Source organism: Sulfuriferula thiophila, from assembly GCF_003864975.1.
Taxonomy (GTDB): domain Bacteria; phylum Pseudomonadota; class Gammaproteobacteria; order Burkholderiales; family Sulfuriferulaceae; genus Sulfuriferula; species Sulfuriferula thiophila.
This window is the reverse complement of sequence record NZ_BHGL01000006.1, coordinates 256,704-282,781: the sequence shown is the minus strand read 5'-3', so window position 1 is coordinate 282,781 and position 26,078 is coordinate 256,704. Positions and strand designations below refer to the sequence as shown.

The 26,078-nt window shown below is 53.7% G+C and carries 15 protein-coding genes and 2 tRNA genes; 9 read left to right on the top strand and 8 right to left on the bottom strand.

Annotation, left to right across the window (positions count from 1 at the left end; all coding sequences use genetic code 11):
- Positions 1-4: 4 nt before the first annotated feature.
- The 3 genes from EJE49_RS03770 (at position 5) to EJE49_RS03760 (ending at position 1,544) form a co-directional block, all read left to right on the top strand.
- Positions 5-1,231, top strand: coding sequence for an aspartate kinase (locus EJE49_RS03770; protein ID WP_124949054.1), 1,227 nt, complete (start codon positions 5-7; stop codon positions 1,229-1,231).
- A gap of 67 nt (positions 1,232-1,298) precedes the next feature.
- A tRNA-Ser gene (locus EJE49_RS03765) sits at positions 1,299-1,391 on the top strand.
- Between the two features lie 76 nt (positions 1,392-1,467).
- A tRNA-Arg gene (locus tag EJE49_RS03760) sits at positions 1,468-1,544 on the top strand.
- A gap of 209 nt (positions 1,545-1,753) precedes the next feature.
- Here the strand turns inward: EJE49_RS03760 and EJE49_RS03755 are convergent.
- Entirely contained in the window at positions 1,754-2,812 is a 1,059-nt protein-coding gene (locus EJE49_RS03755) for a substrate-binding domain-containing protein (RefSeq protein ID WP_124949053.1), read from the bottom strand.
- Positions 2,813-3,263: 451 nt separating this feature from the next.
- Here EJE49_RS03755 and EJE49_RS03750 point away from each other — a divergent pair, with 451 nt between their 5' ends.
- Together EJE49_RS03750 and EJE49_RS03745 are read left to right on the top strand one after the other, a co-directional pair.
- Entirely contained in the window at positions 3,264-3,608 is a 345-nt protein-coding gene (locus tag EJE49_RS03750) for a hypothetical protein (RefSeq protein ID WP_124949052.1), read from the top strand.
- On the top strand, positions 3,601-4,893 hold the full coding sequence (locus EJE49_RS03745) for a type II toxin-antitoxin system HipA family toxin (protein ID WP_124949051.1): 1,293 nt from the start codon (positions 3,601-3,603) through the stop codon (positions 4,891-4,893). Before EJE49_RS03750 ends, EJE49_RS03745 begins: the two co-directional genes overlap by 8 nt.
- A 77-nt stretch (positions 4,894-4,970) precedes the next feature.
- Here the strand turns inward: EJE49_RS03745 and EJE49_RS03740 are convergent, their stop codons facing one another.
- The gene (locus EJE49_RS03740) at positions 4,971-13,694 is read right to left on the bottom strand and encodes a glycoside hydrolase family 94 protein (protein ID WP_223246735.1); all 8,724 of its coding nucleotides are present in this window, start codon (positions 13,692-13,694) and stop codon (positions 4,971-4,973) included.
- Between the two features lie 337 nt (positions 13,695-14,031).
- On the opposite strand from EJE49_RS03740, the gene katG reads away from it, so the two are divergent.
- On the top strand, positions 14,032-16,203 hold the full coding sequence (katG, locus tag EJE49_RS03735) for a catalase/peroxidase HPI (protein WP_124949050.1): 2,172 nt from the start codon (positions 14,032-14,034) through the stop codon (positions 16,201-16,203).
- A 96-nt stretch (positions 16,204-16,299) separates the two neighbouring features.
- On the opposite strand, the gene EJE49_RS03730 is transcribed toward katG, so the two are convergent.
- Entirely contained in the window at positions 16,300-16,719 is a 420-nt protein-coding gene (locus EJE49_RS03730) for a GNAT family N-acetyltransferase (RefSeq protein ID WP_223246734.1), read from the bottom strand.
- Positions 16,720-17,021: 302 nt separating this feature from the next.
- Here EJE49_RS03730 and EJE49_RS03725 point away from each other — a divergent pair, with 302 nt between their 5' ends.
- Entirely contained in the window at positions 17,022-20,015 is a 2,994-nt protein-coding gene (locus EJE49_RS03725) for a bifunctional diguanylate cyclase/phosphodiesterase (protein ID WP_124949048.1), read from the top strand.
- 22 nt (positions 20,016-20,037) lie between these two features.
- Here the strand turns inward: EJE49_RS03725 and EJE49_RS03720 are convergent, their stop codons facing one another.
- Both EJE49_RS03720 and EJE49_RS03715 read right to left on the bottom strand, forming a co-directional pair.
- On the bottom strand, positions 20,038-20,361 hold the full coding sequence (locus EJE49_RS03720; protein ID WP_223246733.1) for a VOC family protein: 324 nt from the start codon (positions 20,359-20,361) through the stop codon (positions 20,038-20,040).
- A 77-nt stretch (positions 20,362-20,438) separates the two neighbouring features.
- Positions 20,439-21,353 carry a LysR family transcriptional regulator gene (locus tag EJE49_RS03715; RefSeq protein WP_189941657.1) on the bottom strand — a complete coding sequence of 305 codons (915 nt, stop codon included), beginning with the start codon at positions 21,351-21,353 and terminating at the stop codon, positions 20,439-20,441.
- Between the two features lie 96 nt (positions 21,354-21,449).
- Between EJE49_RS03715 and metE the strand changes: the two genes are divergently transcribed.
- A complete protein-coding gene (metE, locus tag EJE49_RS03710; protein ID WP_124949046.1) occupies positions 21,450-23,753 on the top strand; it encodes a 5-methyltetrahydropteroyltriglutamate--homocysteine S-methyltransferase in 2,304 nt (767 codons plus the stop codon).
- Positions 23,754-23,816: 63 nt separating this feature from the next.
- Here the strand turns inward: metE and EJE49_RS03705 are convergent, their stop codons facing one another.
- The 3 genes from EJE49_RS03705 to EJE49_RS03695 all read right to left on the bottom strand — a co-directional run bounded on the left by EJE49_RS03705 (position 23,817) and on the right by EJE49_RS03695 (position 25,596).
- Complete coding sequence (locus tag EJE49_RS03705) at positions 23,817-24,194, bottom strand: hypothetical protein (RefSeq protein WP_124949045.1); 378 nt, start codon at positions 24,192-24,194, stop codon at positions 23,817-23,819.
- Between the two features lie 137 nt (positions 24,195-24,331).
- Complete coding sequence (dapB, locus tag EJE49_RS03700) at positions 24,332-25,141, bottom strand: 4-hydroxy-tetrahydrodipicolinate reductase (RefSeq protein ID WP_124949264.1); 810 nt, start codon at positions 25,139-25,141, stop codon at positions 24,332-24,334.
- Between the two features lie 2 nt (positions 25,142-25,143).
- Positions 25,144-25,596, bottom strand: coding sequence for an outer membrane protein assembly factor BamE (locus EJE49_RS03695; RefSeq protein ID WP_223246732.1), 453 nt, complete (start codon positions 25,594-25,596; stop codon positions 25,144-25,146).
- A gap of 49 nt (positions 25,597-25,645) precedes the next feature.
- On the opposite strand from EJE49_RS03695, the gene fur reads away from it, so the two are divergent.
- Positions 25,646-26,077, top strand: a complete 432-nt coding sequence (fur, locus tag EJE49_RS03690; RefSeq protein WP_124949044.1) for a ferric iron uptake transcriptional regulator — start codon at positions 25,646-25,648, stop codon at positions 26,075-26,077.
- Position 26,078: the final 1 nt, after the last annotated feature.

Here is a 26,078-nt window from a genome sequence, read left to right as displayed (position 1 = left end):
TTTTATGGCACTCATTGTACAGAAATACGGCGGCACCTCAGTTGGCTCGGTGGAGCGCATCAAACAAGTAGCGGAACGCGTTGCCAAATTTAAAATGCTCGGGCACCAGGTCGTCGTCGTGCTCTCCGCCATGAGCGGCGAAACCAATCGCCTGATTGCGCTGGCTAAAGGCGTTCAGTCAGACCCCGATCCACGCGAACTCGACGTATTAGTATCGACTGGCGAACAAGTGACCATTGCCTTATTGGCCATGGCATTAAAAGACCTGGGCTTGAAAGCCAAAAGCTACACCGGCTCGCAAGTGCGCATACTGACCGACAACGCTCACACCAAGGCTCGCATCCTCGGCATCGACGAAGAAAACATCCGCAACGATCTTAACGCGGGTAAAGTCATTGTCGTCGCCGGCTTCCAGGGCGTAGACGAACACGGCAACATCACCACGTTAGGTCGCGGTGGCTCAGACACCACTGGTGTGGCACTAGCTGCTGCACTGAAGGCGGATGAGTGCCAGATCTACACTGACGTTGACGGCGTATACACCACCGACCCGCGCATCGTCCCAGAAGCCCGCAAACTCAAAACCATTACCTTTGAAGAGATGCTGGAAATGGCCAGCCTCGGCTCCAAGGTACTGCAAATTCGCTCCGTCGAATTCGCCGGCAAATACAAAGTCAAACTGCGCGTACTTTCCAGCTTTCAAGAAGAAGGCGAAGGCACACTCATCACATTTGAGGAAGAAAACAACATGGAACAAGCGATTATCTCTGGCATCGCCTTTAACCGCGACGAAGCCAAGATTACCGTACTCGGCGTACCTGACACCCCAGGCGTTGCCTACCAGATTCTGGGCCCGGTCGCCGATGCAAACATTGACGTCGATATGATCATCCAGAACGTCGGCGCCAACAACACCACCGACTTCACCTTTACCGTGCATCGCAACGAATATGCACGCGCCATGCAGTTACTTACCAGCATGCAACCCAAGATCGGCGCACGCGAAATCATCGGCGACGACAAAATCGCCAAAGTCTCCATCGTCGGCGTGGGCATGCGTTCACACGTAGGTATCGCCAGCACCATGTTCAAAACGCTGGCCGATGAAGGCATCAACATCCAGATGATCTCCACCTCGGAAATCAAAATTTCCGTTGTAATCAACGAAAAATATCTGGAACTTGCCGTACGCGTATTACATAAGGCATTTAATCTGGAAAACGCCGGATAAAGTTGACTGCAAGCGCGCGATGAGCTATCATGGCGCGCTGTTTGACGTTGCTGAAAAGTGACAAATAGGAGAGATGGCCGAGTGGTCGAAGGTACTCCCCTGCTAAGGGAGCGTAGGGTTTATAGCCTTACCGAGGGTTCGAATCCCTCTCTCTCCGCCAACAACCGTTTAAGCAATTTTTAAACCAGTAGTTGAGTTAAGACAGTGAAGTATGTTACAATTTTGTTCTTACGGATGCGCCCGTAGCTCAGCTGGATAGAGTACTTGGCTACGAACCAAGGGGTCAGGAGTTCGAATCTCTTCGGGCGCACCAACAAATTCAAAGGGTTAAATCAGAAATGATTTAACCCTTTTTTATTTTCTAGCAAGCCCAACTATCGGACTTTTTCATGTTACTTGCTGATCTCTGGCTATGGAACATGCCGTATCAGATTAGTGCGCCAAACTCTTAATGGCGATTCGAGTTGCAGCCACTGCTCAAGCATGTCTGTGTCAGTACCAAACAGATATGAAGTTTGTAGTTTATTGCAAAGCATAAAAACCTTTTGGTGGTGAAGTTCCAATCACTTCGGTAAGGAATCGATTCAAATCATCTTGAATAGTGACTGGTGCATCAGATCTAAATTCCATATTTCCGCGTACCATAGAAACCATCACAACCATAGCAGGAAGCTCAAGCTTATAGGCATGGAAATATTGCTCGATGCCTGCGCTGACTACCTTTGCAACGCCTATTGCACGGAATCCTCGCGCTGTGCCGATCTTCTGCGCCGCTGCCTTATAAGCAGCCAGCACTTTGCTGACCAATTTCGCTTGCTCTGGATTATCAAGAACCGAACCTAATATTGCCAGACCGCCATGGGGTAACTGATCATTAGGCCATGCTGTGTAACCAGTAAAGAGCGGTTGATATGAAATACCCCGCTCCATACCAGACACACTAAAACTCGACATGATGCTTTGCATAATCAAGCCCGTTGCAGCAGGCTCAACCAAAGATATACCTGACGCCGGCATAGAAAACGAAGAATCACAATGTGAGTTGGAATTAAGCGGTAGCTGTTCCTTCAGCAATTTCACGGCCTCCATCACCGGCAAGTAACAAACATGCACATCGGCAGTCGTCATGCCGCTACGCTTTAACGCTGCCTGAAAAATAAAATCCGGCCCACCATTTTTCCCGCCTCCAGTCGGTCCTGCTACGATCAGACCTTTACCGCGCAAATCACTGAAATTCGTGACCTTGTCTTTTTTGTAGGTTACTTCACTAAAGCCTTTCCACAACCCAACATAAACCAAACGCAGATCGGGAACCTTACCTGCCGTAACCTTCTCGGCTATCGTGTAAGTCATTGCCAATAAGCCATCCGCTTGCCCCTGCTTGAATACAGCATCCATTTCCTTACTGTCTGCTACTGGCACAATTTCAACAGGCAACGATGGGTCATCTGCCATGGCAACCAATAACGGAAAAATATTTGGATTGGGGGTGGCTACAATCCTCAGCTTGTCTTGCGCGCCAGCAGGCAAGGCAACAGATAATGCACAGCACAGTATGAGAATTATTTTAAACATAAACATCGCACTCCATCATTTTTAAATTTAAAATCACTAATGCGTTAGTCTACATGCATTGTAAATTCCTGAGCTACAGATTGGTATTTTTCCAATCCGTCTGGAAATGTTCTGTGCGTCAGCACACATATGCTCAAATCAAATTTTGCGTTTCTATAATGACCCACCCAATAAGATACCGGCCCTGATAGGTTATTAGCGTGCCATCCAAGATGATGATGCGATATTAAATACAAACTCATAAGTCAAATGACTCAATCCAGAATGCATCTCAACATCTCTGGATAACACCAAACCGTCATTTTATATTAATTAATAAAGACTAATATTAGACTAATATATGCGATAAATTTCTACAATAGACTAAATATAGACTAATAATTGACGAAAATAATAGTGTGACCTACTATTAGTATACTATCTGCAACTTGATCATATAATAGCCTACTATTAGCTCATGACTATCCAGCACCTAACCAATACAGAAATCGCATTGCGCTTAGCGCAGGAAGTCCATGCCTGGCGTGTCTCACCTGAAGGCGCAGGCATCTCCCAAGTAGAACTCGCGCGCAAAAGCGGAATTGGCCTGACGCCTCTCAAGCGCTTTGAAAAAACGGGGGCGATCACCCTGCGCAATCTGATAGCAGTACTCCGCGCGCTCGACTTGCTGGACGGGCTGGATACCCTTATTCCAGAACCTGGCGCCCCGGGACCGTTGGCACTACTGGAAGCGGAACGAACAAAAGTTAAGCGGGTTCGCGCGCCGCGCAGCACTTCAGGCAAAGGCTCGCCGCATGGATGAAATCAAGGTAGTCGAAGTAAAAATATGGGATCAGTCCGTGGGCGCCGTCGCGCCGTTACGGGGCAAGCCCGGATTCTATGAATTTCAGTATCTGCCCACCTTTGTAAAATCGGGGCTGGAGCTCTCCCCTCTGTTGATGCAGTTGTCGACTAAAAAACGATTCAGCTTCCCTTCGCTGAGTACGGAAACATTTCACGGTTTACCCGGCATGCTGGCCGATGCATTGCCCGACAAATTCGGTAACGCGCTGATCGACGAGTACCTTACCCGCACGGGCACAAAGGCCACCGACATTACGACGTTGCAGCGCATGGTGTACGTCGGTCGTCGTGCAATCGGCGCGCTGGAATTCGCGCCGGCCGCCGACGATATACGCAGCCCCGGGGTGGCAGTACCTCTTGAGATGTCAAGCCTGGTGGAGGACGCACGGCGCGCGCTGCGCGGAGAGTTCAGTGCTATTGCACAGGATATCCTCGACGTTGGCAGTTCAGCCGGCGGCGCCCGCGCCAAAGCGGTTATCGGCTGGAACCCGGATACCGGGGCCGTCGTTTCCGGTCAATTCGAGGTACCCGATGGCTATGAGCACTGGCTGCTTAAATTTGATGTTGGTCTTGATGGGGTATTAAGCTACGCAACCGGCTTTGGCCGTATCGAGTATGCGCACTACCTGATGGCTACTGAAGCGGGTGTCCACATGAGCGAGTGCCGGCTCCTGGAGGAAAATGGCCGGGCGCACTTCATGACCAAACGCTTTGATCGGCGCGGCAATCAGAAACTGCACACCCAGAGCCTCTGTGGCCTGGCACACCTGGATTTTAACATTCCAGCCACCTACAGCTACGAGCAGTACTTACGCACAGTACTGGAGATGAACCTCGGTGCGCAGGCGCTAGAGCAAGCCTGGATCCGCTGCGCGTTCAACATTGCCGCCGTTAACTGCGACGACCATACCAAGAATCTCGCCTTTTTGCTGGACCCCGAATCCGGCTGGAGCCTGGCCCCCGCTTACGATGTCTGCTTTTCGCACAACCCGGCTGCTGGCAAATGGACCCGACAACATCAAATGCTGGTTGGTGGGAAAGCATGGGGGATAACCGATATTGACCTCATAGCGCTCGCGCAAAAATTTGACGTTCGGCAACCGCAAGTACTGCTGCAGCGCATAACTGACGCAGTTGCTCGATGGCCGGAATTCGCGCGCATCGCTGGCGTCACCCCAGAGGCAACTGCGCGTATTCTGTCATACCACCCCGACTGGTTATCACCCCGCGCCACACGCGGGTAGCCTATCAGTGATATTCCACAAGCCATCCCATGGGAGCAGATGCTTCACCAAAACGAAGGCAGTAAACAAAAAAACTATTAGCTCAAAATCACTTCAACGTGATGCTCCCGGCGATCATCTACCAACGGGATGATGTCATGCGGTAGCGCCATGTTATCTGCAACAGGACTATCTACGCTGACTCCATTTACCACCACGCCATCCACCGTGACGCGAATCACGTGCCCCGCCGTTTCACCAACGCGCTTGATTGTAATGTGGTACAAGGTGTCGCGATAGCGGTAGTGTATTTTGTAAGATTTCCAATGGTCCGGAATACATGGTGCAATACGCAGATGGCCCACTTCCAGTTGTAGACCAAGTAGTGTTTCCAAAGTCAGTCGGTACATCCAGCCAGCCGCCCCGGTGTACCAGGTCCAACCGCCCCGACCTGTGTGTGGTTGTGCGGCATAAATATCCGCACACATGACGTACGGCTCGACCTTGTAGCGTTCGATCTCCTCAGGTGTACTGCCGTGATTAACCGGATTGAGCATGGCGAACAATTCCCATGCGCGTTCCTTCTCGCCCATCATGGCATACGCGGTGGTGGCCCAGATCGCGGCATGGGTATATTGTCCGCCGTTCTCGCGGACACCAGGAACGTAACCTTTGATATAACCGGGTTCAAGATCAGATTTATCGAAAGGCGGATCGAGCAGCTTGATTAACTGCGCATCTCTTTTAACCAGACGCTGGTTGACTGCCGCCATCGCCTGACGGGCTCGAACGGGATCGCCGCCGTTTGAGATAACCGACCAGCTCTGGCTGATCGAATCGATTTGACATTCTTCATTGCTGGAAGACCCCAAAGGCGTGCCGTCATCAAAATAGGCGCGTCGATACCAATTGCCGTCCCAGGCATTCGCCTCAATATTACTGCGCAACAGTTCAGCTTGCCCGCTGCAAACTTCGGCAAAGGCCTCATCGTCTTGACCACGAGCCACGCCTGCAAACAGTTGCAGGTTTTCGTACAGGAACCACGCCAGCCAGACGCTCTCGCCCTTGCCGTCGCGACCAACCAGATTCATGCCGTCGTTCCAGTCACCGCAGCCCATCAGCGGCAGTTGGTGTTCGCCAAAGCGCAAGCCATGCTTGATGGCGCGCACGCAATGCTCATACAGGCTGGCCGATTCAACCGAACGTTGCGGTTGGTCGTAATAGGCTTCCTCTTCCGGATTCAGTTCGCGGCCTTCCAGGAAATGCACCGATTCGTCGAGTACGCCGGTATCGCCAGTCGCCAGCACATAACGACAAGTTGCATACGCCAGCCACAGATAATCATCTGAGAAATGGGTGCGCACGCCTTGTCCGTGGGGTGGGTGCCACCAGTGTTGCACGTCACCCTGGAGGAACTGGCGCCCGGCATGCCGGATCAACTGCTCGCGGGCAAGCCACGGTGTCGCATGGATCAGCGCCATGGTGTCCTGCAACTGATCGCGGAAACCATAGGCTCCGCCGGATTGATAATACCCGCTCCGGCCCCACAGCCTGCAGGACAGCGTCTGGTAGATTAGCCAGCCATTTGCCAGCACGTCTAGCGCGGCATCGGGAGTTTCTACACGCACCGCGCCCAAGGTGTGATTCCAGTGCCCCCATACCGTTTCCAATGCCTGCCGTGCGCCAGCTGGTCTGCCAAAGCGCTGAATGAAATGCTGCGCTTCAGCAGTGTCCCGGGCCGCGCCGAATATGAACACGATCTCACGCTCTTGTCCTTCGGCCAGTTCGATCTGGGTCTGCATTGCAGCACACGGATCAAGACCAGCACCTGTCTTGCCTGATAATCGCTTGCGACGCATTGCTGCCGGGCTGGCCAGAGAACCGTTACGGCCAATAAACTCGGTCCGGTTTCCGGTCACCGACCGTTCCAACTCGCTGACCTGCACAAAGACGACCCGATTGGCGCATTCGTGGCCATACGCATTGCGAGCAAACAGCGCCCCGCTGTGCGGATCTGTCTCGGTCACGATGTGCATCAGATTGGCATGACGCCATTCACCGAGCACCAGTTCCCAATACCCGGTTAGCGACAAGCGACGTGAGCGCTTGGTATGGTTGCGCAACTTGACCACCACGAATTTCACGAGGGCATCCATTGCGACGTAAGTGAACATTTCCGAGGAGATGCCGGCTTCGAAATGTTCGAACACGCTGTACCCGAAACCGTGCCTGCATACATAGCCGGAGCGACCTCGGGCAGGCAACGGCGTTGGCGACCAGAACGCACCCGTTTCTTCATCGCGGATATACAGCGCCTCACCGCTAATGTCGCTAATGGGGTCGTTATGCCAGGTGGTCAGCCGGAATTCGTGCGCATTTTCTACCCAGGTATAGGCACTCCCGCTCTCGCTGACGACCGTGCCAATGTATGGGCTGGCGATAACATTGGCCCACGGCGCCGGGGTGTTCTGACCCGGTTCCAGGGTAATGACATATTCGCGCCCGTCCGGGGTAAATCCCCCCAGTCCGTTGCAGAAAATGCGTTCGCGTGCCAACAACGGACTGACTGATTCGGATGTCAGTTGCAGCAATGGCTCCAGACGGTCCGACGCACGCTCTGCCGAGACGCGACGCTCCACCTGCTCGACCAATGTATCGGTGTTATCACTGAACACGATACGGGCGACAGTCTGGAACAGCACCCGATCTTCCTCGGAAAGTTCTTCGGCGCGCCGCACAAAGACACCACCCGGTTTGTCAAGAATCTGAGCTTCTGGACCCGCGTTGATTAGCCCCATGATCTGGTCTTGCAGCACTGCCCGGTAGCCAGAAAAATCCTCGTTGATGATCACCAGATCCGAAATCAAGCCCTTCATTCGCCAATAGGCATGGGCTTGCAGCACCTGTTTTACCAAGTCGATACGATTCAGATCGCCGATATGCAGCAGGACGATCGGCAAATCGCCAGAGATGGCAAAGCGCCAAAGTCCGGATTGACCAAGCTGGTTGCGGGATATCACACCGGGCTCTGCGCGGCGCATGGCATTTGCATAAATGACAGAGGTCGCCAAACGGCCATAAATTTGCGCATCGGCTTCAGTCACATTCAGGTGGCGCAATACCTCCTGACTTTGGAACCATGCCAATTCAAAGGCGCGCTCAACAAAATGCCGGTCACAATACTTCTCAAGCAAAGCCAATACAGCCTCGCGGGTATCCGCAACACCAGAGATAATCTGCACGCTCGCCGACTCGTCAGGTAACAAGGTGATGGTACGACGGATCGCCACGATGGGATCCAGCACAGAACCATCCGTGTTCGACAACGACTTCGATAAATGGGATAGGCTATCACTGCTATCCATTACCACCGGGTTGGCGGCCGTTCTACCCCGCCCGATGAATTTGGCGCGGTCAGTTTCATAAGACGATTCATCGGCAACCGCACCAGGTGCTGCCAACAGATGAAACATCCATGGCACTTGCTCACCCGGTGTACGAGGTCGCCGCGTGCAAATGATCGCCTGCTTGTCGGGCAGGATTTCAGTCTGCACGAACAAGTTGCTGAAAGAACGATGCGCCAGGTCAGCGTTTAAAGGGGCTAACACGACCTCTGCATAACTCGTCACCTCGATATGGCGGATACGGGACGACTGGTTGGTGAGCGTAACACGACGAATCTCGACGTCGTCCTCAGGCGAAACGCTGACCTCGGTGTGCGCTTCGATGGCCTGATCGCGCCGCCGGTATTCCGCACGCCCTTGCACAAAAATAGCTTCGTAATGGTCGGCCTTGCGCAATGTCGGTTGATAAGCGCTTGACCAGTAGCGCCCCGTATCGCGGTCGCGCAGATATATGAAAGTGCCCCAGCTATCGGCAGTCGTGTCTTCTCGCCAACGGGTGACTGCCAAGTCGTGCCAGCGGCTGTAACCACCACCGGCGTTGGTTGCCATGACATGGTACCTGCCGTTGGATAACAGGTGAACTTCAGGTATCGGTGTGTTCGGGTCAGTAAATACACGCATGATCCCGCTTGCTTCAGCAGCGTGGGGACGTGCGGCGGCGCTCACTTCAGCGGCGTGCGGATGAAGGGTAGCACCCTTTTTCGGCACACGTTCCTGCAACAACAATTCCGTCGCTTGCACCAGTGGGACAGACATGAATCGGCGCTGCATAGGCCGGTCGAGCAATACATGCTCAAAGGCCAGCAGGCTCATGCCTTGATGGTGTGCCATGAAGGTCCGCACGATAGCGTGACTTTTGCCCCGCGGCACACGCGTAGGTGTGTAGTCAATCGCCTCGTAGAAGCCATAGCCGCCGAGGAAACCGCTGGCAGCCATCACCTGCAAGTTGTGGCATGCTTCCTGCGGCATCACCATCAGCGCCAGTGCGCTGGCATAAGGCGCGATGACCAGATCATCTCCCAACCCGCGCTTAAAGCCCAGACCGGGCACGCCAAACGCCCGGTATTGATAGACTTGGTGCATATCGGTGGCGTTATAGCACGATTCTGAAATACCCCACGGCACAGCGCGTTGTCGACCGTATTCGATCTGACGCGCCACGATGGTCTTGCAGGTATGCTCAAGCAACGTGTTCTCATAATTCGGCATTAACAGCTGCGGCATGAGGTACTCGAACATCGAACCGCTCCAGGAAATCAAGCTCACGTCGCCGCCATAATTTGTCAGCAGACGGCCAAGAGAAAACCAATGCTTCTGCGGCACTTGTCCCTGTGCGATTAGCAGGAAGCTGGCCAGGCGCGCTTCGGATGCCAGCAGATCGTAGCAGGAGGGATCGCGGCGGCGCTCGCCCACGTCATAACCGATAGCCAGTAAGTCGCGCGAAGTATCGTAGAGGAATTCAAAATCCATCACCGCCAACGCACTGCAACGATCTATTAATTCGTCTATGCTGCTGATGCGCTCCACCGCCAGTTTGTAAAATGATGCTGGAGCAAGCGCCCAAACTACAGACAAGGTCGCTGTGTCAACCGTGCTTGCTCTCGCCAATTCTGTCAGCGTCGGAATGTGACTGAAACGCCACGGTTCAGGTACCAGTAATCTGAGATCATCCCGCAGGTAGCGGGATTGCTGCTCAAATGCCTGCGCCCAGTAAACCAGCTCGCTATCGCTATCAATACCCTCCTGCAGCCATGCAAGCAACTCCTTGCCCGCAAGGTTAATCTCGTCAAGCAGGCTATCGGCTGTAGCCAATGTCTGTGACAGGGTATTTGATGAGGGCTCAGGTTGCGTGACTGAATGTAATTTATCCTGCAGAAATTTAATTTTCTTTTCAATATCCGGAGCGGGTGACGAAGGTATGTGTTCGGCAAGCACCTGCAAGGTGTCCTGCAGACCATGAAACGCATTTGATGACAACACCGGCCGATCTTTCAACTCGGCAAGTCCGGCTTGCAAGGTGAGCAAGCTACCGGCCAGATTGCCGCTGTCCACCGAAGACACGTATTGCGGATGCAGCGGTAGCAGCGTGCGCGTGTCGTACCAGTTGTAAAAATGACCGCGGTGGCGTTCCAGCTTTTCCATCGTGGACAGTGTGTTTGAAGTCAGGCTCAGCACTTCTGCGCCAGAAATGTAACCAAAATCGTACGCAGCCAGGTTCGCCAGCAGCGACATGCCGATATTCGTCGGCGAGGTACGCGAGGCGATGGCCGCAGCCGGATATTCCTGGAAATTATCGGGTACCAGCCAGTTGTCCTGCGGACCGACGAAATCCGCGAAGAAGCGCCACGTTCGCCGAGCCGACGCCCGCAGAAACGACCGTTGATCAACCGTCAAGTCCGGTGTGGGGGACACAAGCGGTATGCTGATCCACCACCCTACGACGGGTGACACCAGCCAGAGCAACAATACAGGTGCACAGAAGAGCAACTCCGCCAAGTGGATGCCTCCGAATGCCAACGCCAAGCCCAGCACTACCGCCAGAACAGGCGCGATCCACATCTCCATAAAGAAATCGGCCAACGTGCGGCATGCGTTGCGGCTTGCATAGGAAGGTATATGCCAGAGCAACAATCCGCGTTGAGTAAACAGCATCCGCACACCCGAGCGCAAGATCGCATCCAGACAAATCAGTGTGTCGTAGGGTAACAGGACCAAGGTCAGCAAAACGATCATTATTGAACGGCCCACGGTTTTGCCTGTCAGGATCAAGTGCACCTGCCAATCACGTTCTTCAGGCTTGCGAACGAGCTCGATCACAGTGGACAGCAAGGTAGGCAAGAACACCACCGCCATAACCAGCAGAGTCCAGAACCACACGGGTCCCGGACCAAACAGCCACCCTCCTACCAGCAAGGCAAGCAGCGAAGGCGGCACCAGGCTGCGTCGAAGGTTGTCGAAAATTTTCCACACCGACAAGACTGAGAGCGGATTCGGTTGCCGCTTCGTCTTCGCCCCATTTGGCTTATTTGACTCTGGCTGTGCGGGCGAACCGGGCACACGCGGTAGCAGCCAGCCGGCAAGCTGCCAGTCGCCGCGTATCCAGCGGTGACGCCGGCTGGCTTCTATGGCGTAACTGGCAGGATACTCTTCAATGAGGTCGACATCGGTCACGAGTGCCGAACGCGCATACCCACTTTCGAGCAAGTCATGACTGAGAATGAGGTTCTCCGGAAAGCGCCCATCGACGGCCTGACGAAAAGCATCCACATCATAGATACCCTTGCCGATGAATGACCCTTCCCCGAAAATATCCTGATAGACGTCGGACACCTCGCGCGTGTAAGGATCGATGCCTGACTCACCCGCGTATAGTTTCGTGAAGCGTGACCGGCCTGCACTGGTCAGGCTGATCGAAGCGCGTGGCTGCAAGATCGCATAGCCTTCAACTATGCGTCCCTTACCAGCATCGTAAACAGGCCGATTGAGCGGATGCGCCATGTTACCTATCAGTGTGCGTGCCGCATCGCGGGGCAGTTGCGTGTCGGTATCCAGGGTGATGATGTACTTGATCGAAATGAGGATGGATGTGTCACCGACAATATCCGAGAAGGCCGTTTGCGCCTCTCCCCTGAGCCGGGCATTGAACTGCTCCAGTTTGCCGCGCTTGCGCTCATATCCCATCCACACCCGCTCAAACGGATTCCACACCCGGGGCCGGTGAAACAGATAGAAAATGCTTGGACGATCCCCACTGTAGGTCGCGTTGAGCGCCTGGACAGCTGCGCGCGCGTAGGTGAGCAATGCATCATCGCCTGGCAGCGTTTGCTCGGACGCGTCAGGAAAATCCGTCAGCAAGGCAAAGAACAGATTAGCATCGCGATTACCGAGATAGCGGATCTCCAGCGCGTCGAGCAGAGCATCAATCTCTTGCGGCCTGCTAAGTAAGGTGGGAACAACCACCATCGTACGGTGTGCATCGGGAATGCCCTTGGAAAAATCCAGTCGCGGTAACGCGCGCGGCGGCAACACGAGCGTGACAAAAAGATTCACCAGAGAAACAGCCAGCGCCGAGGCACCCACAAGGAAAGGAATCGCAAAAAACCAGTACCGCCAATCACCCAGCCCCAAGCCACCGTAAGCGTAAAGTACGCCTGATGTTGCAAGCGCAGTGAGCAATAAAATCGGGCCAAAATAAAGTGTCATACAGAAATCACGGCTTGCTCGACTGGCCCGTATTTTCCACGACAAATGGCAACCGACCGAGCGCTCCAGTATCAACCGTCCGTTATCAATCAGGTAGTATCCGACATGCGCGGTACGGTGCTTTGGACCTGATCGTTCTGCAGCAGTACGCGCAAGAGCAATGGCTGAGCGTGCCACCGCCAACTCACTGTATGAACCGCACCTCGCCACGTCTTCGATGACATGCCGGTAGCGGTCGCAGGTGGCGAAATCCTGGGCAATATGCATCCCCGCCGGATCTTCACGCAAAGTCTGTTCAACGACACTGAGCGACTCGACGAAATTACTCCAATTCATGGCGCCGATGAAACGTAGGCTACCGATACTATTTGCAATGGATATTTGGTTGGCCGCAGCCGTCCGACCAGCCGCCTCAGACAACTGCGTTGCAGTCACCCCTTGTTTAAGCAGCTTTTGCTCAACCCAGGCTTTAACGAACGCCATAGCGCCCCCCTCAACCTGAAGTCTTGCGTAAAACTCCTCCACAAACGGCGCGGTCAGAGGCACGTCGGCATTAACAAAATCGGCAAACAACTGAATAAGCTGTTCGGGTTCGCTTTCAGCCGTCGCGAGCATGCGGTCTGCCCATGTAATGGCCGCGTCGAGCTCTTCGCGCCGGTGAGCGATACGTAATCCAACGCGGCGAAGATTTTCCAGCAGCGCTAACTGCAGCATGATCGGAAATGCCCACAATTCGCCCAGTTTTAACGGTTCAGCGGTCTGGTACGCTTCAATAAAGAGAGTGGCATTGTCGCTATCAACCCGACCATCCATGTGGGAAATTAACTCGATTGCCAAGTCATAGATACGGGGAAAACCGGCTGAAAGACCATCAGCCAGGCGTGGTAACTGTCGGCTATACCCGCGCGGCAGATGCCGACGCGCTAGATTGATCTGCTGTTCGATGAGATAAAAATTGTCGAGCAACCATGACTCTGCCGGGCTGAGCCGTTGTCCCGGCGTGGTTGCAGCGGTCACAACGTTATACGCCGCCAGCAATACGCGTGCATTATCATCCAGCCGTGGCAGTAGCTTGTCGGCTCCCGGATTAGGATCAATTCGATGCTGACCCGCCAGCGTTACCACGTGACGTTTCAGTTGCTCGGTGCTGAATAACTCAGAGCGTAGCAATTCAGTATCCTGATCGTTACGCAGCGCATTCCTCGTTCGTGCCAAAAATCCGTACCCTTTGATCACTACGACATTCTCCTCACTAGCACTCGGTAGTCAGCGCAATACGGGCAAAATGACGTATGGTTGCTGAAAACTCATACTACGTAATGTGCAGTCTAGGTAGAAAAACAAACAAACACTGTGCGGTAACGTACATTATGATGAACAAGGATATCCCCAGAAAATCATAGACATTTCTGTTTTTGAACGACCGGTCAGTCTTGGCCCGGCAAATCTGCTCTTACCCAAGGCTATTAACCACATTGCTAAAATCTATTAGATTAATCGGTGAGGAGAACCTACACTGAAATCTGCATTCAACTAAATAGAGGAGAAAACCATGTCTGACAGCAAATGCCCGTTTGTACACAAATCCGGTAGCGGCACGTCGAATCACGATTGGTGGCCAAACCAGCTGAAACTCGAAATTCTGCACCAGCATACTCCCGAATCCAGCCCGATGAGCGATGACTTCAACTACGCCGAAGCATTCAAGACACTCGACCTTGCTGCCGTGAAACAAGATCTCACCGCCCTGATGACCGACTCGCAAGAGTGGTGGCCGGCGGATTACGGTCACTATGGACCTTTCTTCATTCGCATGGCCTGGCACAGCGCAGGCACCTACCGCACCGGTGATGGTCGCGGTGGCGCAGGTCACGGCAATCAGCGTTTCGCGCCACTCAACAGCTGGCCTGATAACGTCAACCTGGACAAGGCACGCCGGCTGCTGTGGCCGATCAAGCAGAAATATGGCCGGAAAATTTCCTGGGCCGACCTCATCGTTCTCACGGGTAACGTCGCCATGGAATCGATGGGCTTCAAGACCTTCGGATTCGCAGGCGGACGCGAAGACATCTGGGCGCCTGAGCTCGACGTCTACTGGGGCAATGAACAAAAGTGGCTGGATGACAAGGCGCGCTATTCCGGCGAACGCGAACTCGAGAATCCGCTTGCTGCCGTGCAGATGGGCCTGATCTACGTCAACCCTGAGGGTCCGGGTGGCAACCCGGATCCAGTCGCATCCGGCCGCGATGTGCGCGAGACCTTTGCGCGCATGGCAATGAACGACGAAGAAACTGTGGCGCTCACCTGCGGTGGACACACCTTCGGTAAATGCCACGGTGCCGGTCCGGCCACTCACGTGGGACCGGAGCCTGAAGCCGCGCCCATAGAACAGATGGGCCTGGGCTGGAAGAGCAGCTTCAAAAGCGGCAAGGGCGGTGACCAGATCGGCAGCGGACTGGAAGGTTCGTGGACGCCGACCCCGACCCAATGGGACATGAGCTATCTCGACATGCTGTTCGGCAACGAGTGGGTCGTGGAGAAAAGCCCGGCGGGCGCCTGGCAGTGGACGCCGAAGCGGGAGACCGACAGCAACCAGGCGCCGGCCGCCGACGATCCTTCGAAGCGGGTCCAGATCATCATGACCGCTGCGGACATGGCGATGCGCATGGATCCGATCTATGAACCGATTGCACGGCGCTTCCACAAAAATCCGGCAGAATTTGCCGACGCCTTCGCCCGCGCCTGGTTCAAGCTGACCCACCGTGACATGGGACCCCATGCGCGCTATCTCGGCCCCGAAGTACCCAAGGAAGCGCTGATCTGGCAAGATCCTATTCCGGCCGTTGACCATCCGCTGATCAACGACCAGGATGTTGCCGCCCTCAAGGCCAAAGTTATGGCATCCGGGCTGAGCGTTGCGGAGCTGGTTTCGACGGCATGGGCATCGGCATCGACGTTCCGCGGCTCCGACAAGCGTGGCGGCGCCAATGGCGCGCGCATCCGTCTTGCCCCGCAGAAGGACTGGGAGGCCAACCAGCCAACGCAACTGGCCAAGGTGCTTGGCAAGCTCGAAATCATCCAGCGTGAATTCAATGCTGGCGGCAAGAAAGTCTCGATGGCGGATCTAATCGTACTGGCCGGTTGCGCTGGTATCGAAGATGCGGCAAAGCAAGCTGGGAATGCCGTAACGGTGCCGTTCACGCCGGGCCGTATGGACGCCTCGCAGGAGCAGACCGACGTGGTCGCTTTCGCAGTGCTCGAACCGATCGCCGATGGCTTCCGCAACTACCAGAAGGCAAAATACGCCGTTTCGGCTGAGGAGTTGCTGCTCGACAAGGCGCAACTGCTGACGCTTACCGCACCCGAAATGACGGTGCTGATCGGCGGGATGCGCGCGCTGAACGCAAATGTCGGTCAATCCAGTCACGGTGTCTTCACCAAGCAACCGGGGACACTCACCAACGACTTTTTCGTAAACCTGCTCGACCTGGGCACGGAGTGGAAGCCCGTTTCGGATGCCGGCGACGTGTTCGAAGGCCGCGACCGCAAGACCGGCGAAGTCAAATGGACGGGCACCCGTATCGATCTGATCTTCGGTTCAAACTCGCAGCTGCGGGCCATTGCAGAATTCTATGCGTGCAGCGACGCGCAACAGGCATTCGTGCGTGACTTTGTGGCGGCTTGGAACAAGGTGATGAATCTGGATCGTTTTGACCTGGCGTAATGTTGAAAAACAAGTCTTAAAAATCTCGTATCACACAGCCCTGACCTGATGCCGGTTTATCCCGAATCAGGCTAGGGCTGCCCTACCCTTAATAAATCATAAAACCAGCCTCATGCGCACATGCGGGATGCCCGCATCATCAAATACATCGCCCTCCTCGATAAACCCCAATCCCTGATAGAACGGCATTGAGTCCACTTGCGCATCCAGAAAAACAGTGCGAAAACCGGATTCAGCGGCATGCCGTATGCCGCGCAGCATCAGTTGCGTACCCAGGCCCTGACGACGGAGTTGCTGCCTGACCGCAACCCGCCCGATCTTGATCTTGTCACCATATGGCACCAGCCTCAGCGTAGCGACAACCTGCGCGTCCTGCAGCAAGACAAGGTGCATAGCTGCAGGGTCATCCTCATCAATTTCAAGCTCAACCGGCACCCGCTGCTCGACGACGAAGACTTCGTGACGCAAAGCAAAGGCTTGCTGTATCCATTCCGAGTTTGCATCAACGATTAACATCTTTCCTGCCATACTCTTAACATGCCTCTAAAATTATTCGGTAAGCGAACACCATAGCCCCGACACAACTGGAAACTATCGGCGCAATTAAGATCATCATTAACGCACCCAAAGTGTTTGCATTCGCAGCGTGCCAGCTCAGGAATTAATTACGGTGAAGTTCGCTAAATTGCGCGTATTCATTATAGAATAATCGCAATCCGGCAAACGCTGATAATTAAGTACTTACGCGCTAGCCGCACCTTTACCATACTTTAATAATAACTGACCTTATGCACATTCACCCAACCTCGAAGGAGGTAATGAGCGGCAATGTCCAATCAGGCAACCAGACCTGTTCAGCATCGACAGATACTGTCGAATATAGCGTACTGTCAGAAGCAGAAAAGGAAAAAATCCTTACGCTGCAGCAGGCTATTCTAGAACTGGTGACGCAAGGGATTGACCATAAGGAAATTATCAACACGCTGTGTCAGCTTGAAGAGCAGCTACTCCCCAATTCCGTAGCTTCAGTGATGCTGCTGGACGAAAACCAGCACCTGAATGTCTACGCTGCACCCAGCATCCCGGTTGCGGCGATCAGCCGGCTCAAAGGCTTGCGCCCAGGCCCTGGCGCAGGCTCATGCGGCAATGTGATTTATCGCCAGGAACCGGTATTTGTCAGCGATACGTTATCCGATGCGCGCTGGCTTGACCTGCGCCCTCTCGCCATCGATTACAGCTTGATGGCATGCTGGTCTATGCCTGTGTATGCTACGGGACGAAAAATAATAGGCAGCTTTGCCCTCTCCAGTTTCGAGAAGCGCGCACCTAGCGTCTTCCACTGCAAATTGCTCGAGATTGGCGCTTCCATTATCGGCATCGTTCTGGAACGCAACAGACAGACCGAGTTTCTCCGACTCGCTGCCAAGGTGTTTGAAAGCAGCGGTGAATGCATCATCATTACCGACAACCATCAGGCGATACTTTCGGTAAACCGTACTTATAGCGAGGTAACCGGATATACAAGTGATGAGGTGACGGGTCAACGACCTGGCATGCTGAACTCAAAACTGCATAACGCGGCATTCTTCCATAACATTTCACTATCCCTGACGGAAAATGGTTACTGGCAAGGGGAAATATGGGATCAGCGCAAGAATGGTGAAATTTATCCGGTATGGCTAGGCTTAAGCGTGGTGCGCGACAGCGCCAACACGGTCACCAACTACATAGGGATATTCACCGACATCACCACGCGAAAACTTGCCGATGAAGCACTGAAAACCGCAGCACATCAACAGCTTGCCATACTCAACAATATCCCGGACATGGCCTGGCTAAAGAATGCAGAGGGTCGTTATATCAGCGTCAACGAACCCTTCGGCGCTTTATGTGGCCTCACCCCTGATGAACTGGTTGGCAAAACCGACCTTGACCTCTGGCCAGAGAGTTTTGCCAAAACTTATATTCAAGATGATCTGAAAGTCGTCCAGACAGCCAAAGGCATAAAAGTAGAAGAACGCCTGCAAAACAAGCAAGGGCTGATTTCATGGGTAGAAACAATCAAATCACCCATTTTTAACGAAATCGGCAAGGTTATCGGCACGACGGGTATTGCCCGGGATATCACTGAGCGCAAGCAGAACGAAGACCAGTTGCGCTTGCTTGCCAAGGTGTTCGAATCCAGCACGGAAGCCATTATCATTGCCGATGCGCAACGCAAAATCATCACCGTCAATGCCGCCTTCACTCTGCAAACTGGCTATACCTTGACGGAAGTGGCTGGAACAGAACTGATACTCAGCTCAGAAGTGCAGAGTTCGCCTGAGTTTTTCCAAACCATCTGGAAAACCACCGATGTCGCCGACCACTGGCAGGGTGAAGTATGGGATCATCGTAAAGACGGCAGCCTCTATCCTAAATGGATAAACATTGATGTATTGCGCAATAACCACGAGCAAATTACCCACTATGTCACCACGTTTTCTGACATCAGCGAACGCAAGGAAGCTGAAGAACGCATCCGTTTCCTGGCACAACACGACATACTGACAGGACTGCCCAACAGAGCACTATTTACCAGCGAACTGACGCAGGCTATTGCAAACGCCAAACGCCAGCACCACCAACTTGCACTGTTTTTTATCGACCTGGATCACTTCAAGAACATCAATGATTCGCTTGGCCATCATTTCGGAGATTTATTGCTGCAAGAGATTGCAGAACGACTCAAATCACGACTGAAAGACATGGATGCGATCTGTCGGCAAGGGGGGGATGAGTTCATCCTGCTGCTGCAGGACATTACCTCGCCCGATGATGTAGCGCACATCGCAGAACGGCTGATTGAGGTGTTATCCACGCCCGTCCTGTTAGACAGCCACGAAATAGCCATTTCTGCCAGCATTGGCATCGCACTGTACCCCGAAGATGGCGACAATGGAGAAACGCTGGTCAAAAATGCCGACGCTGCCATGTACCATGCCAAGCAGTCAGGCCGCGACCAATATCGTTTCTTTGTCAAAGCCCTCAACGACACAGTGCATGAACGCCTGACGATAGAAAGCGGCTTGAGAAAAGCCCTGGAACGCAAAGAGTTTGAACTGTACTACCAGCCGCAGATTAATCTCATTAGCGGGGAGATGATAGGTGTAGAAGCGCTCATTCGCTGGCATCATCCTGAATTCGGCATGGTGCCGCCCGTCCGTTTCATACCGATTGCCGAAGACAGCGGTCTCATCATCCCGATTGGTGACTGGGTGCTAAATGAAGCCTGCCGTCAGGCTGTGGCCTGGCAGCAGGCCGGATTAACTGAATTAACAATGGCTGTTAATCTGTCCGCAGTGCAATTCCGACGCGGTGACGTCGAAAAAAGCATTAACAATGCACTGCAGGCATCAGGCTTGAACCCTGCCTTGCTGGAACTGGAACTGACTGAATCCATCCTGATTCAGGACACCGAAAAAATGCTGGCCACCGTACAGCGCCTCAAGTCACTCGGGGTAAAGCTGTCGATTGATGATTTTGGCACGGGTTATTCCAGCCTGTCCTATCTGAAGCGCTTCAATGTCGACAAGCTTAAAATTGACCAGTCCTTCATCCGCAACATGGTCAATGACCCCAGCGATGCCGCCATCGTACATGCCATAATTCAGATGGCACGCAGCCTGAATCTGAAAACCATCGCCGAAGGCGTCGAAGAACAAAACATGCTGGAAGCACTGCAATTGCATCAATGTCACGAAGCACAGGGCTATTACTTTGCACGTCCGATGCCTGCAGATGAACTGGCGCGTTATGCCGCAACCAGATAATCCGGCTCAGGACGCCATCCGGTCAGCGGCGCACACTGCTTGCGTCCATCACTTCTATCTGGTTACCGTCGGGGTCTGGAACGTAAATTGACCGGGTCGCATCACGATGTGTGGTGAGCGGACCAAACTGCCCGGCGTTGTCATGCAGGACGCCAATATGTGGCGGATGTTGCGAAGACGTCACCAGTGCCACATTCATATTGGCGAATTTCAACAACGCCCAGGTAGCATCCTGATAAGCCACATCACAGCGAAACTGTTCGCGATACCAGGCCACACTCGCAGCAATGTCACTCACCGGTATGGCCACATGATGGATTTGATCTAATTGTGATTGAGTAGACACTATTGGCTCCCGATGAAGTAATCAATAAAACCACAATAACAACCAATCCATCACAACACAAGTGACACGGCTCAGCATCAGACCAATGGCTCTATTCCCGGCAGCGTCATGAAAGCCTGCTCGCGCAAGGTTTCTACAAAATCCCGATGAAACGCACGTCCGGCGTCACTGTCACGCGCGGCAGTATAAAGCCCGCTCCACAAGCCGCGCTTGGTAATGGGCCGCGCCACAACGTAACCACGCTCCAGATATGACTGAATTGCCCAGGCCGGTAACGCAGCCAAACCCTTGCGACTGGCAACCAGCTGCACAATGGCGATGGTCAATTCAGCATGACGACGCTCAGGTGTAATCCCTGCGGGTTTCAGTACACGACGAACCAGATCAAGCAATCGGTCAGGTGCCGGATACGTAATCAGCACGTCGTTAGCAAAATCTTTAGCAGTTAAGCAAGGCTTGGCAGCCAGCGGATGTGCTGTCGCCATCAATGCCAGCATTTCATATCTGAACAAGGGGTTAAATACTACGCCTTTATGTTTGCCAAGCTCGGACACGATGACCAGATCCGCCTTGTCTTCGCCAAGCAGCGCGATAGGATCGGTGTGAAAACCGCCCACCAGATCCATTTCCACTTCTGGCCAATGGCTACGGTAGGCATCCATCGCCGGCATCAGCCAGTCGTAGCAGGTGTGGCATTCGACAGCGATGCGTAACCGGCCCGGCTGATTGTCTTCCGCCAGCCGCGCCAGATCTCGCTTGGCCGCCTCGATCCTGGGCAGGATTTCTCTAGCCAACGCCAGCAGCAGCTCGCCTGCCGGCGTTAAGCGCAACGGCCGGGCGCGTTCAAACAGGCTCACCCCGTAATGCGCTTCCAGCGCCACCAGTTGATGCGACAGCGCGGACTGCGTGAGGTAGAGCCGTGTCGCAGCCCGGGTAATGCTGCCGCTGTCATTCAGCGCTTCAATCAGACGTAAGTGTTTTAGTGCCAGCATATATGAATAAATTTCATGGTATTTACAAAAACAATTCGTTTGTATCATAAAGCAAGTTGCCGCAAGATGCACGTCATCAATCAACGGAGTAAAAACATGACCACGATACATAGCCTGGGCTTTCCCCGCATCGGCAAAAACCGCGAACTCAAAGTTGCACTGGAACAATACTGGCGCGGCGAAATCGACTCAACCGCACTCGAGGCTACCGGGCGCGAACTGCGCGCGCGCCACTGGCAAACCCAGCAGGCCGCCGGCCTGGATTTTGTCAGCGTGGGCGATTTCGCCTACTACGACCAGATGCTCAATCATATCCAGCTGCTCGGCTGCGAAGCCAGCCGCTTCCATTTCAACGGACAAGAGCCGGAACTCAACCGCTATTTCACCCAGGCACGCGGCGTAGCAAACGAGGCCCCCGCCTGTTGCGGCGGCCACCCGCAGCCGGATCAGGGCACCTGGGCGCTGGAAATGACCAAATGGTTCGATACCAATTACCATTATCTCGTCCCCGAATTTACAGCTGATACGCAATTCAAACTCAACTCCAGCCGCCTGTTCGATGAAGTCGCAGAGGCGCAAGCGCTGGGGTATAAAGTTAAAGTCAGCCTGATCGGGCCTCTCACCTTTCTGTATCTGGGCAAGGAAAAAACCGCTGACTTCGAACGTTTGCATCTGCTCGAACAACTCATCCCGGTCTACGGCGAGATATTGCTCAAACTCAAAACTCTGGGGGTGGAATGGGTACAAATCGACGAGCCCATCCTGTGCCTGGACCTGCCCGCCACGTGGAAAACCGCATTTGAACCGACCTACAACCGTCTCAACGCCGTCGGCATCAAGCTGCTGCTGGCAACCTATTTCGGCGCGCTGGAAGACAATCTGGTATTGGCGTGCAACCTGCCCGTTGCCGGACTGCACATCGATGCAGTGCGGGCGCCGCAACAGATCAGCAATGTCATTGATCGCTTGCCGCATTACAAAGTGTTATCGCTGGGCGTGATTGATGGCCGTAACATCTGGCGTGCCGATCTGGACGCAACCCTGGCGCTGGTTGAGGATGCACGCGCCCGACTCGGTGAGCGGCTGTGGCTCGCACCCTCATGTTCATTGCAGCATGTACCGGTTGATTTATCAGCGGAAACCACAATGGACGCCGAACTGCGCTCCTGGCTGGCATTTGCCGTACAAAAACTGGACGAACTCGGTGCGCTTAAGACGGCACTTGATCAGAATATCATTGCTGCCGAACAGGCCTTTACCGCCTCCCGCATTGCCGCAACCTCGCGTCGCAACAGCCCGCGTGTGCACAATCCTGACGTAGCCACGCGCATAGCCAATTTACCGGCTGATGCCGACCAGCGCCGCTCGCTTTTCAAAATACGCCAGGCGTTACAACGCAGCCGTTTCAAATTGCCGCTATTCCCTACCACCAGCATCGGCTCATTCCCGCAAACCAAAACGATTCGCGCTGTGCGTGCTGCTTACAAACGCCATGAGCTGACCGAAGACGACTATACCAAGGCGATGCAAGCCGAAATTAAATTTGCCGTTAACAAGCAAATCGAACTTGGGCTGGATGTGCTGGTGCATGGCGAAGCCGAGCGCAACGACATGGTCGAATATTTCGGCGAGCAACTGTCAGGATTCGCCTTCACCCAGAATGGCTGGGTGCAAAGCTATGGTTCGCGCTGCGTCAAACCGCCCATCATTTACGGTGACGTATCGCGCCCGCACGCCATGACCGTCACCTGGACCAGCTACGCGCAAAGCCTGACCAGCCTGCCGATGAAAGGCATGCTGACCGGCCCGGTCACTATTCTGCAATGGTCTTTCGTGCGCAATGACCAACCCCGCAGCGCCACGACGCTACAAATTGCGCTGGCCATCCGTGATGAAGTAGTGGATCTGGAACGCGCCCATATCGGCATTATTCAGATTGATGAACCCGCCATACGCGAGGGCCTGCCGCTACGGCGCAGTGACTGGAATGACTACCTGGCATGGGCTGGTCGCGCCTTTCGCATTTCAGCATCCGGTGTCAGCGATGACACCCAGATTCATACGCACATGTGTTACTCGGAATTCAACGACATACTGCCTGCCATCGCCGCCCTGGATGCGGATGTCATTACCATAGAAACGTCGCGATCCGACATGGAACTGCTACGTGGCTTTGGTGATTTCAATTATCCCAATGAAATCGGCCCCGGCGTCTATGACATTCACAGCCCGCGCATACCGACTACAGAAGAAATGGTACGACTGTTGAAAAAAGCTGCCGAGGTGATTCCTGCCGAACATCTCTGGGTCAACCCCGACTGCGGCCTCAAAACCCGCGGCTGGCCAGAGACCGAAGCCGCACTGGCGAACATGGTGGCCGCAGCAAAAGCACTGCGTTAATGCCGCACAAATAAAAAGCCCCGAGGTTTTGCACCTCGGGGCTTTTTATTGCGTGAATAAGGCTTATTGGCCCATACGGCTGCGCATCATGCCGCCACCCATACCACCGCCCATGCCGCCGCTGCCCATACGCGATTGCATTTTGGTTTTCATGCCGGCCATTTTAGTTTGCATATTGGATTGCATCGTATCTTTTTGCGCCTGCTGCTGCTCAGGGGTCATGCTGTTCCAGTTTTCCTGTTTTTGCTGCGCTGTGGCCTGACCTTTTTGCTTGGCAGCCGCAATTGCAGCCTGCTGTTGCGCTGGCGTCAAACTCTGAAATTCTTGCGCACGTGCCTGGGCGCTATCCATGCTCGGATTAACTGTTGCAGTATCTTCGGCGAAGCTCAATTGCGCAGTCATTGCTGTTAGCGCAAGAACAATCAGACTCGTTTTTTTCATTTGCATACTCCTCAATATCAATTCAAAAATAACCACAAAATGAGCGGGTGTCTGTACTGCTGACGGGAGCAGTATGAAACCCATTTGTTATATGAATGTTTCACTCGATCAGAAAAGCGTTACAAAGTGTTACAGCGTTAGTCCCGCAAGCCCAACACATCCTGCATATCATAATCACCGGCCCCGCTACTCGCAAGGAAACGCGCTGCGCGCAAGGCGCCTTGGGCAAAGGTCATGCGACTGGAGGCTTTATGTGTAATCTCGACCCGCTCACCGATACCGGCGAACATCACCGTATGGTCGCCAACGATATCACCGCCACGCACGGTAGCAAAACCTATGGTGGAAGGATCACGCTCACCAGTTACACCTTCACGCCCGTACACAGCACACTCGCTTAAATCACGACCCAGGGCAGCTGCAACCACTTCGCCCATGCGCAATGCAGTGCCGGAAGGTGCATCGACCTTATGCCGATGATGCGCCTCAATGACTTCGATATCATAACCTTCGTTTAGAACTTTGGCAGCTATTTCCAGCAACTTGAATGTCAGATTTACACCCACACTCATATTGGGTGCGAACACCACGCCGATATCCTGACCGGCTTCGGAGATGGCCTGTTTCTGCACGGCGCTGAAACCGGTCGTACCGATAATGATATTGACGCCGAGCTGGCGGCATAGCGCCAGATGCGTCAGTGTACCTTCGGGCCGGGTAAAATCGATCAGCGCATCCGCGCCCGCTAAGGTTGCAGCTATATCGTCACTGACTAGCACATCGCTATCGCCGCCGATTGCAGAAGCAGGACGTCCCAGATAAATACTGCCTGCGCGTTCCAAAGCACCATGCAAAACACAATCCGGCGACTGGCTGACTGCATCGAGCAATACCTGCCCCATGCGTCCGGCACTGCCGGCAATGACAATCTTCAGCGGTGACTTCATACTCATTTACCCACCACTGCCGGTCCTGGCTTGTCCGTTACCGCATCTGTTTTGGCCGGCACAGCTTTATTGACATCAACTGGTTTGTCTTCGCCGAGCAGATTGACCACATGATCCAGCTTGTCGCCATCAAAATACAACACCGCCCGACGTTGCTCGGTAATCTTGCCGTCTTTACGGTAGATATAAATGTAATCCCAACGATTGGCATGGAACACATCGGTCAGCAACGGCGTACCCATCACAAATTTCACCTGCGCCCGCGTCATGCCAGGCTGTAATTTGGCCACCATATCCTGGTCAACAAAATTACCTTGCTGAATATCGATTTTATATGGAGTTAATGATGATGCACTGAGTTTAGGAAATGACGGCAGATGACTGCACCCCATTAATCCTGCTGATAATAACGTCAAAACGATAAGCGTGCGCATAACTGGTATTTGCAAAGTCATGTAAAGCCTCTATGATAGCTTAAATCATTTACAAGAAACACGCCCCATTATGAGCGCACCATCGGATTTGAAAAATATAGGCTTAAAAGCCACCCTGCCACGCTTAAAAGTGCTGGAACTGTTCGAAAAAAGTGAGAAACGCCACCTCACCGCTGAAGACATTTACCGCATGCTTATCTCCGAAGAGATCGATATCGGCCTGGCCACGGTATACCGTGTATTAACCCAGTTCGAACAGGCAGGCTTGCTGATCCGCCATCATTTTGACAGCGACAAGGCCGTCTACGAGCTGAATGCAGGCGAGCATCACGATCACCTGGTATGCCTGCAATGCGGGCTCGTTGAAGAATTCTTTGACGAAGAAATCGAACGACGCCAGAAAAAAATAGCTACCGAGCGCGGCTTTACTATTCATGACCATTCACTGCACTTGTATGTAGATTGCATTAAAGAGCCCTGCCCGCATCGCATACGCAAATAAT

Coding starts and splice junctions, on each gene's coding strand:
- EJE49_RS03725 (WP_124949048.1), top strand. CDS start 17,022: ATGAGCGGCAATGTCCAATCAGGCAACCAGACCTGTTCAGCATCGACA.
- EJE49_RS03705 (WP_124949045.1), bottom strand. CDS start 24,194: ATGAAAAAAACGAGTCTGATTGTTCTTGCGCTAACAGCAATGACTGCG.
- fur (WP_124949044.1), top strand. CDS start 25,646: ATGAGCGCACCATCGGATTTGAAAAATATAGGCTTAAAAGCCACCCTG.
- EJE49_RS03755 (WP_124949053.1), bottom strand. CDS start 2,812: ATGTTTATGTTTAAAATAATTCTCATACTGTGCTGTGCATTATCTGTT.
- EJE49_RS03750 (WP_124949052.1), top strand. CDS start 3,264: ATGACTATCCAGCACCTAACCAATACAGAAATCGCATTGCGCTTAGCG.
- EJE49_RS03695 (WP_223246732.1), bottom strand. CDS start 25,596: ATGACTTTGCAAATACCAGTTATGCGCACGCTTATCGTTTTGACGTTA.
- EJE49_RS03770 (WP_124949054.1), top strand. CDS start 5: ATGGCACTCATTGTACAGAAATACGGCGGCACCTCAGTTGGCTCGGTG.
- metE (WP_124949046.1), top strand. CDS start 21,450: ATGACCACGATACATAGCCTGGGCTTTCCCCGCATCGGCAAAAACCGC.
- EJE49_RS03715 (WP_189941657.1), bottom strand. CDS start 21,353: ATGCTGGCACTAAAACACTTACGTCTGATTGAAGCGCTGAATGACAGC.
- EJE49_RS03730 (WP_223246734.1), bottom strand. CDS start 16,719: ATGTTAATCGTTGATGCAAACTCGGAATGGATACAGCAAGCCTTTGCT.
- EJE49_RS03745 (WP_124949051.1), top strand. CDS start 3,601: ATGGATGAAATCAAGGTAGTCGAAGTAAAAATATGGGATCAGTCCGTG.
- dapB (WP_124949264.1), bottom strand. CDS start 25,141: ATGAAGTCACCGCTGAAGATTGTCATTGCCGGCAGTGCCGGACGCATG.
- katG (WP_124949050.1), top strand. CDS start 14,032: ATGTCTGACAGCAAATGCCCGTTTGTACACAAATCCGGTAGCGGCACG.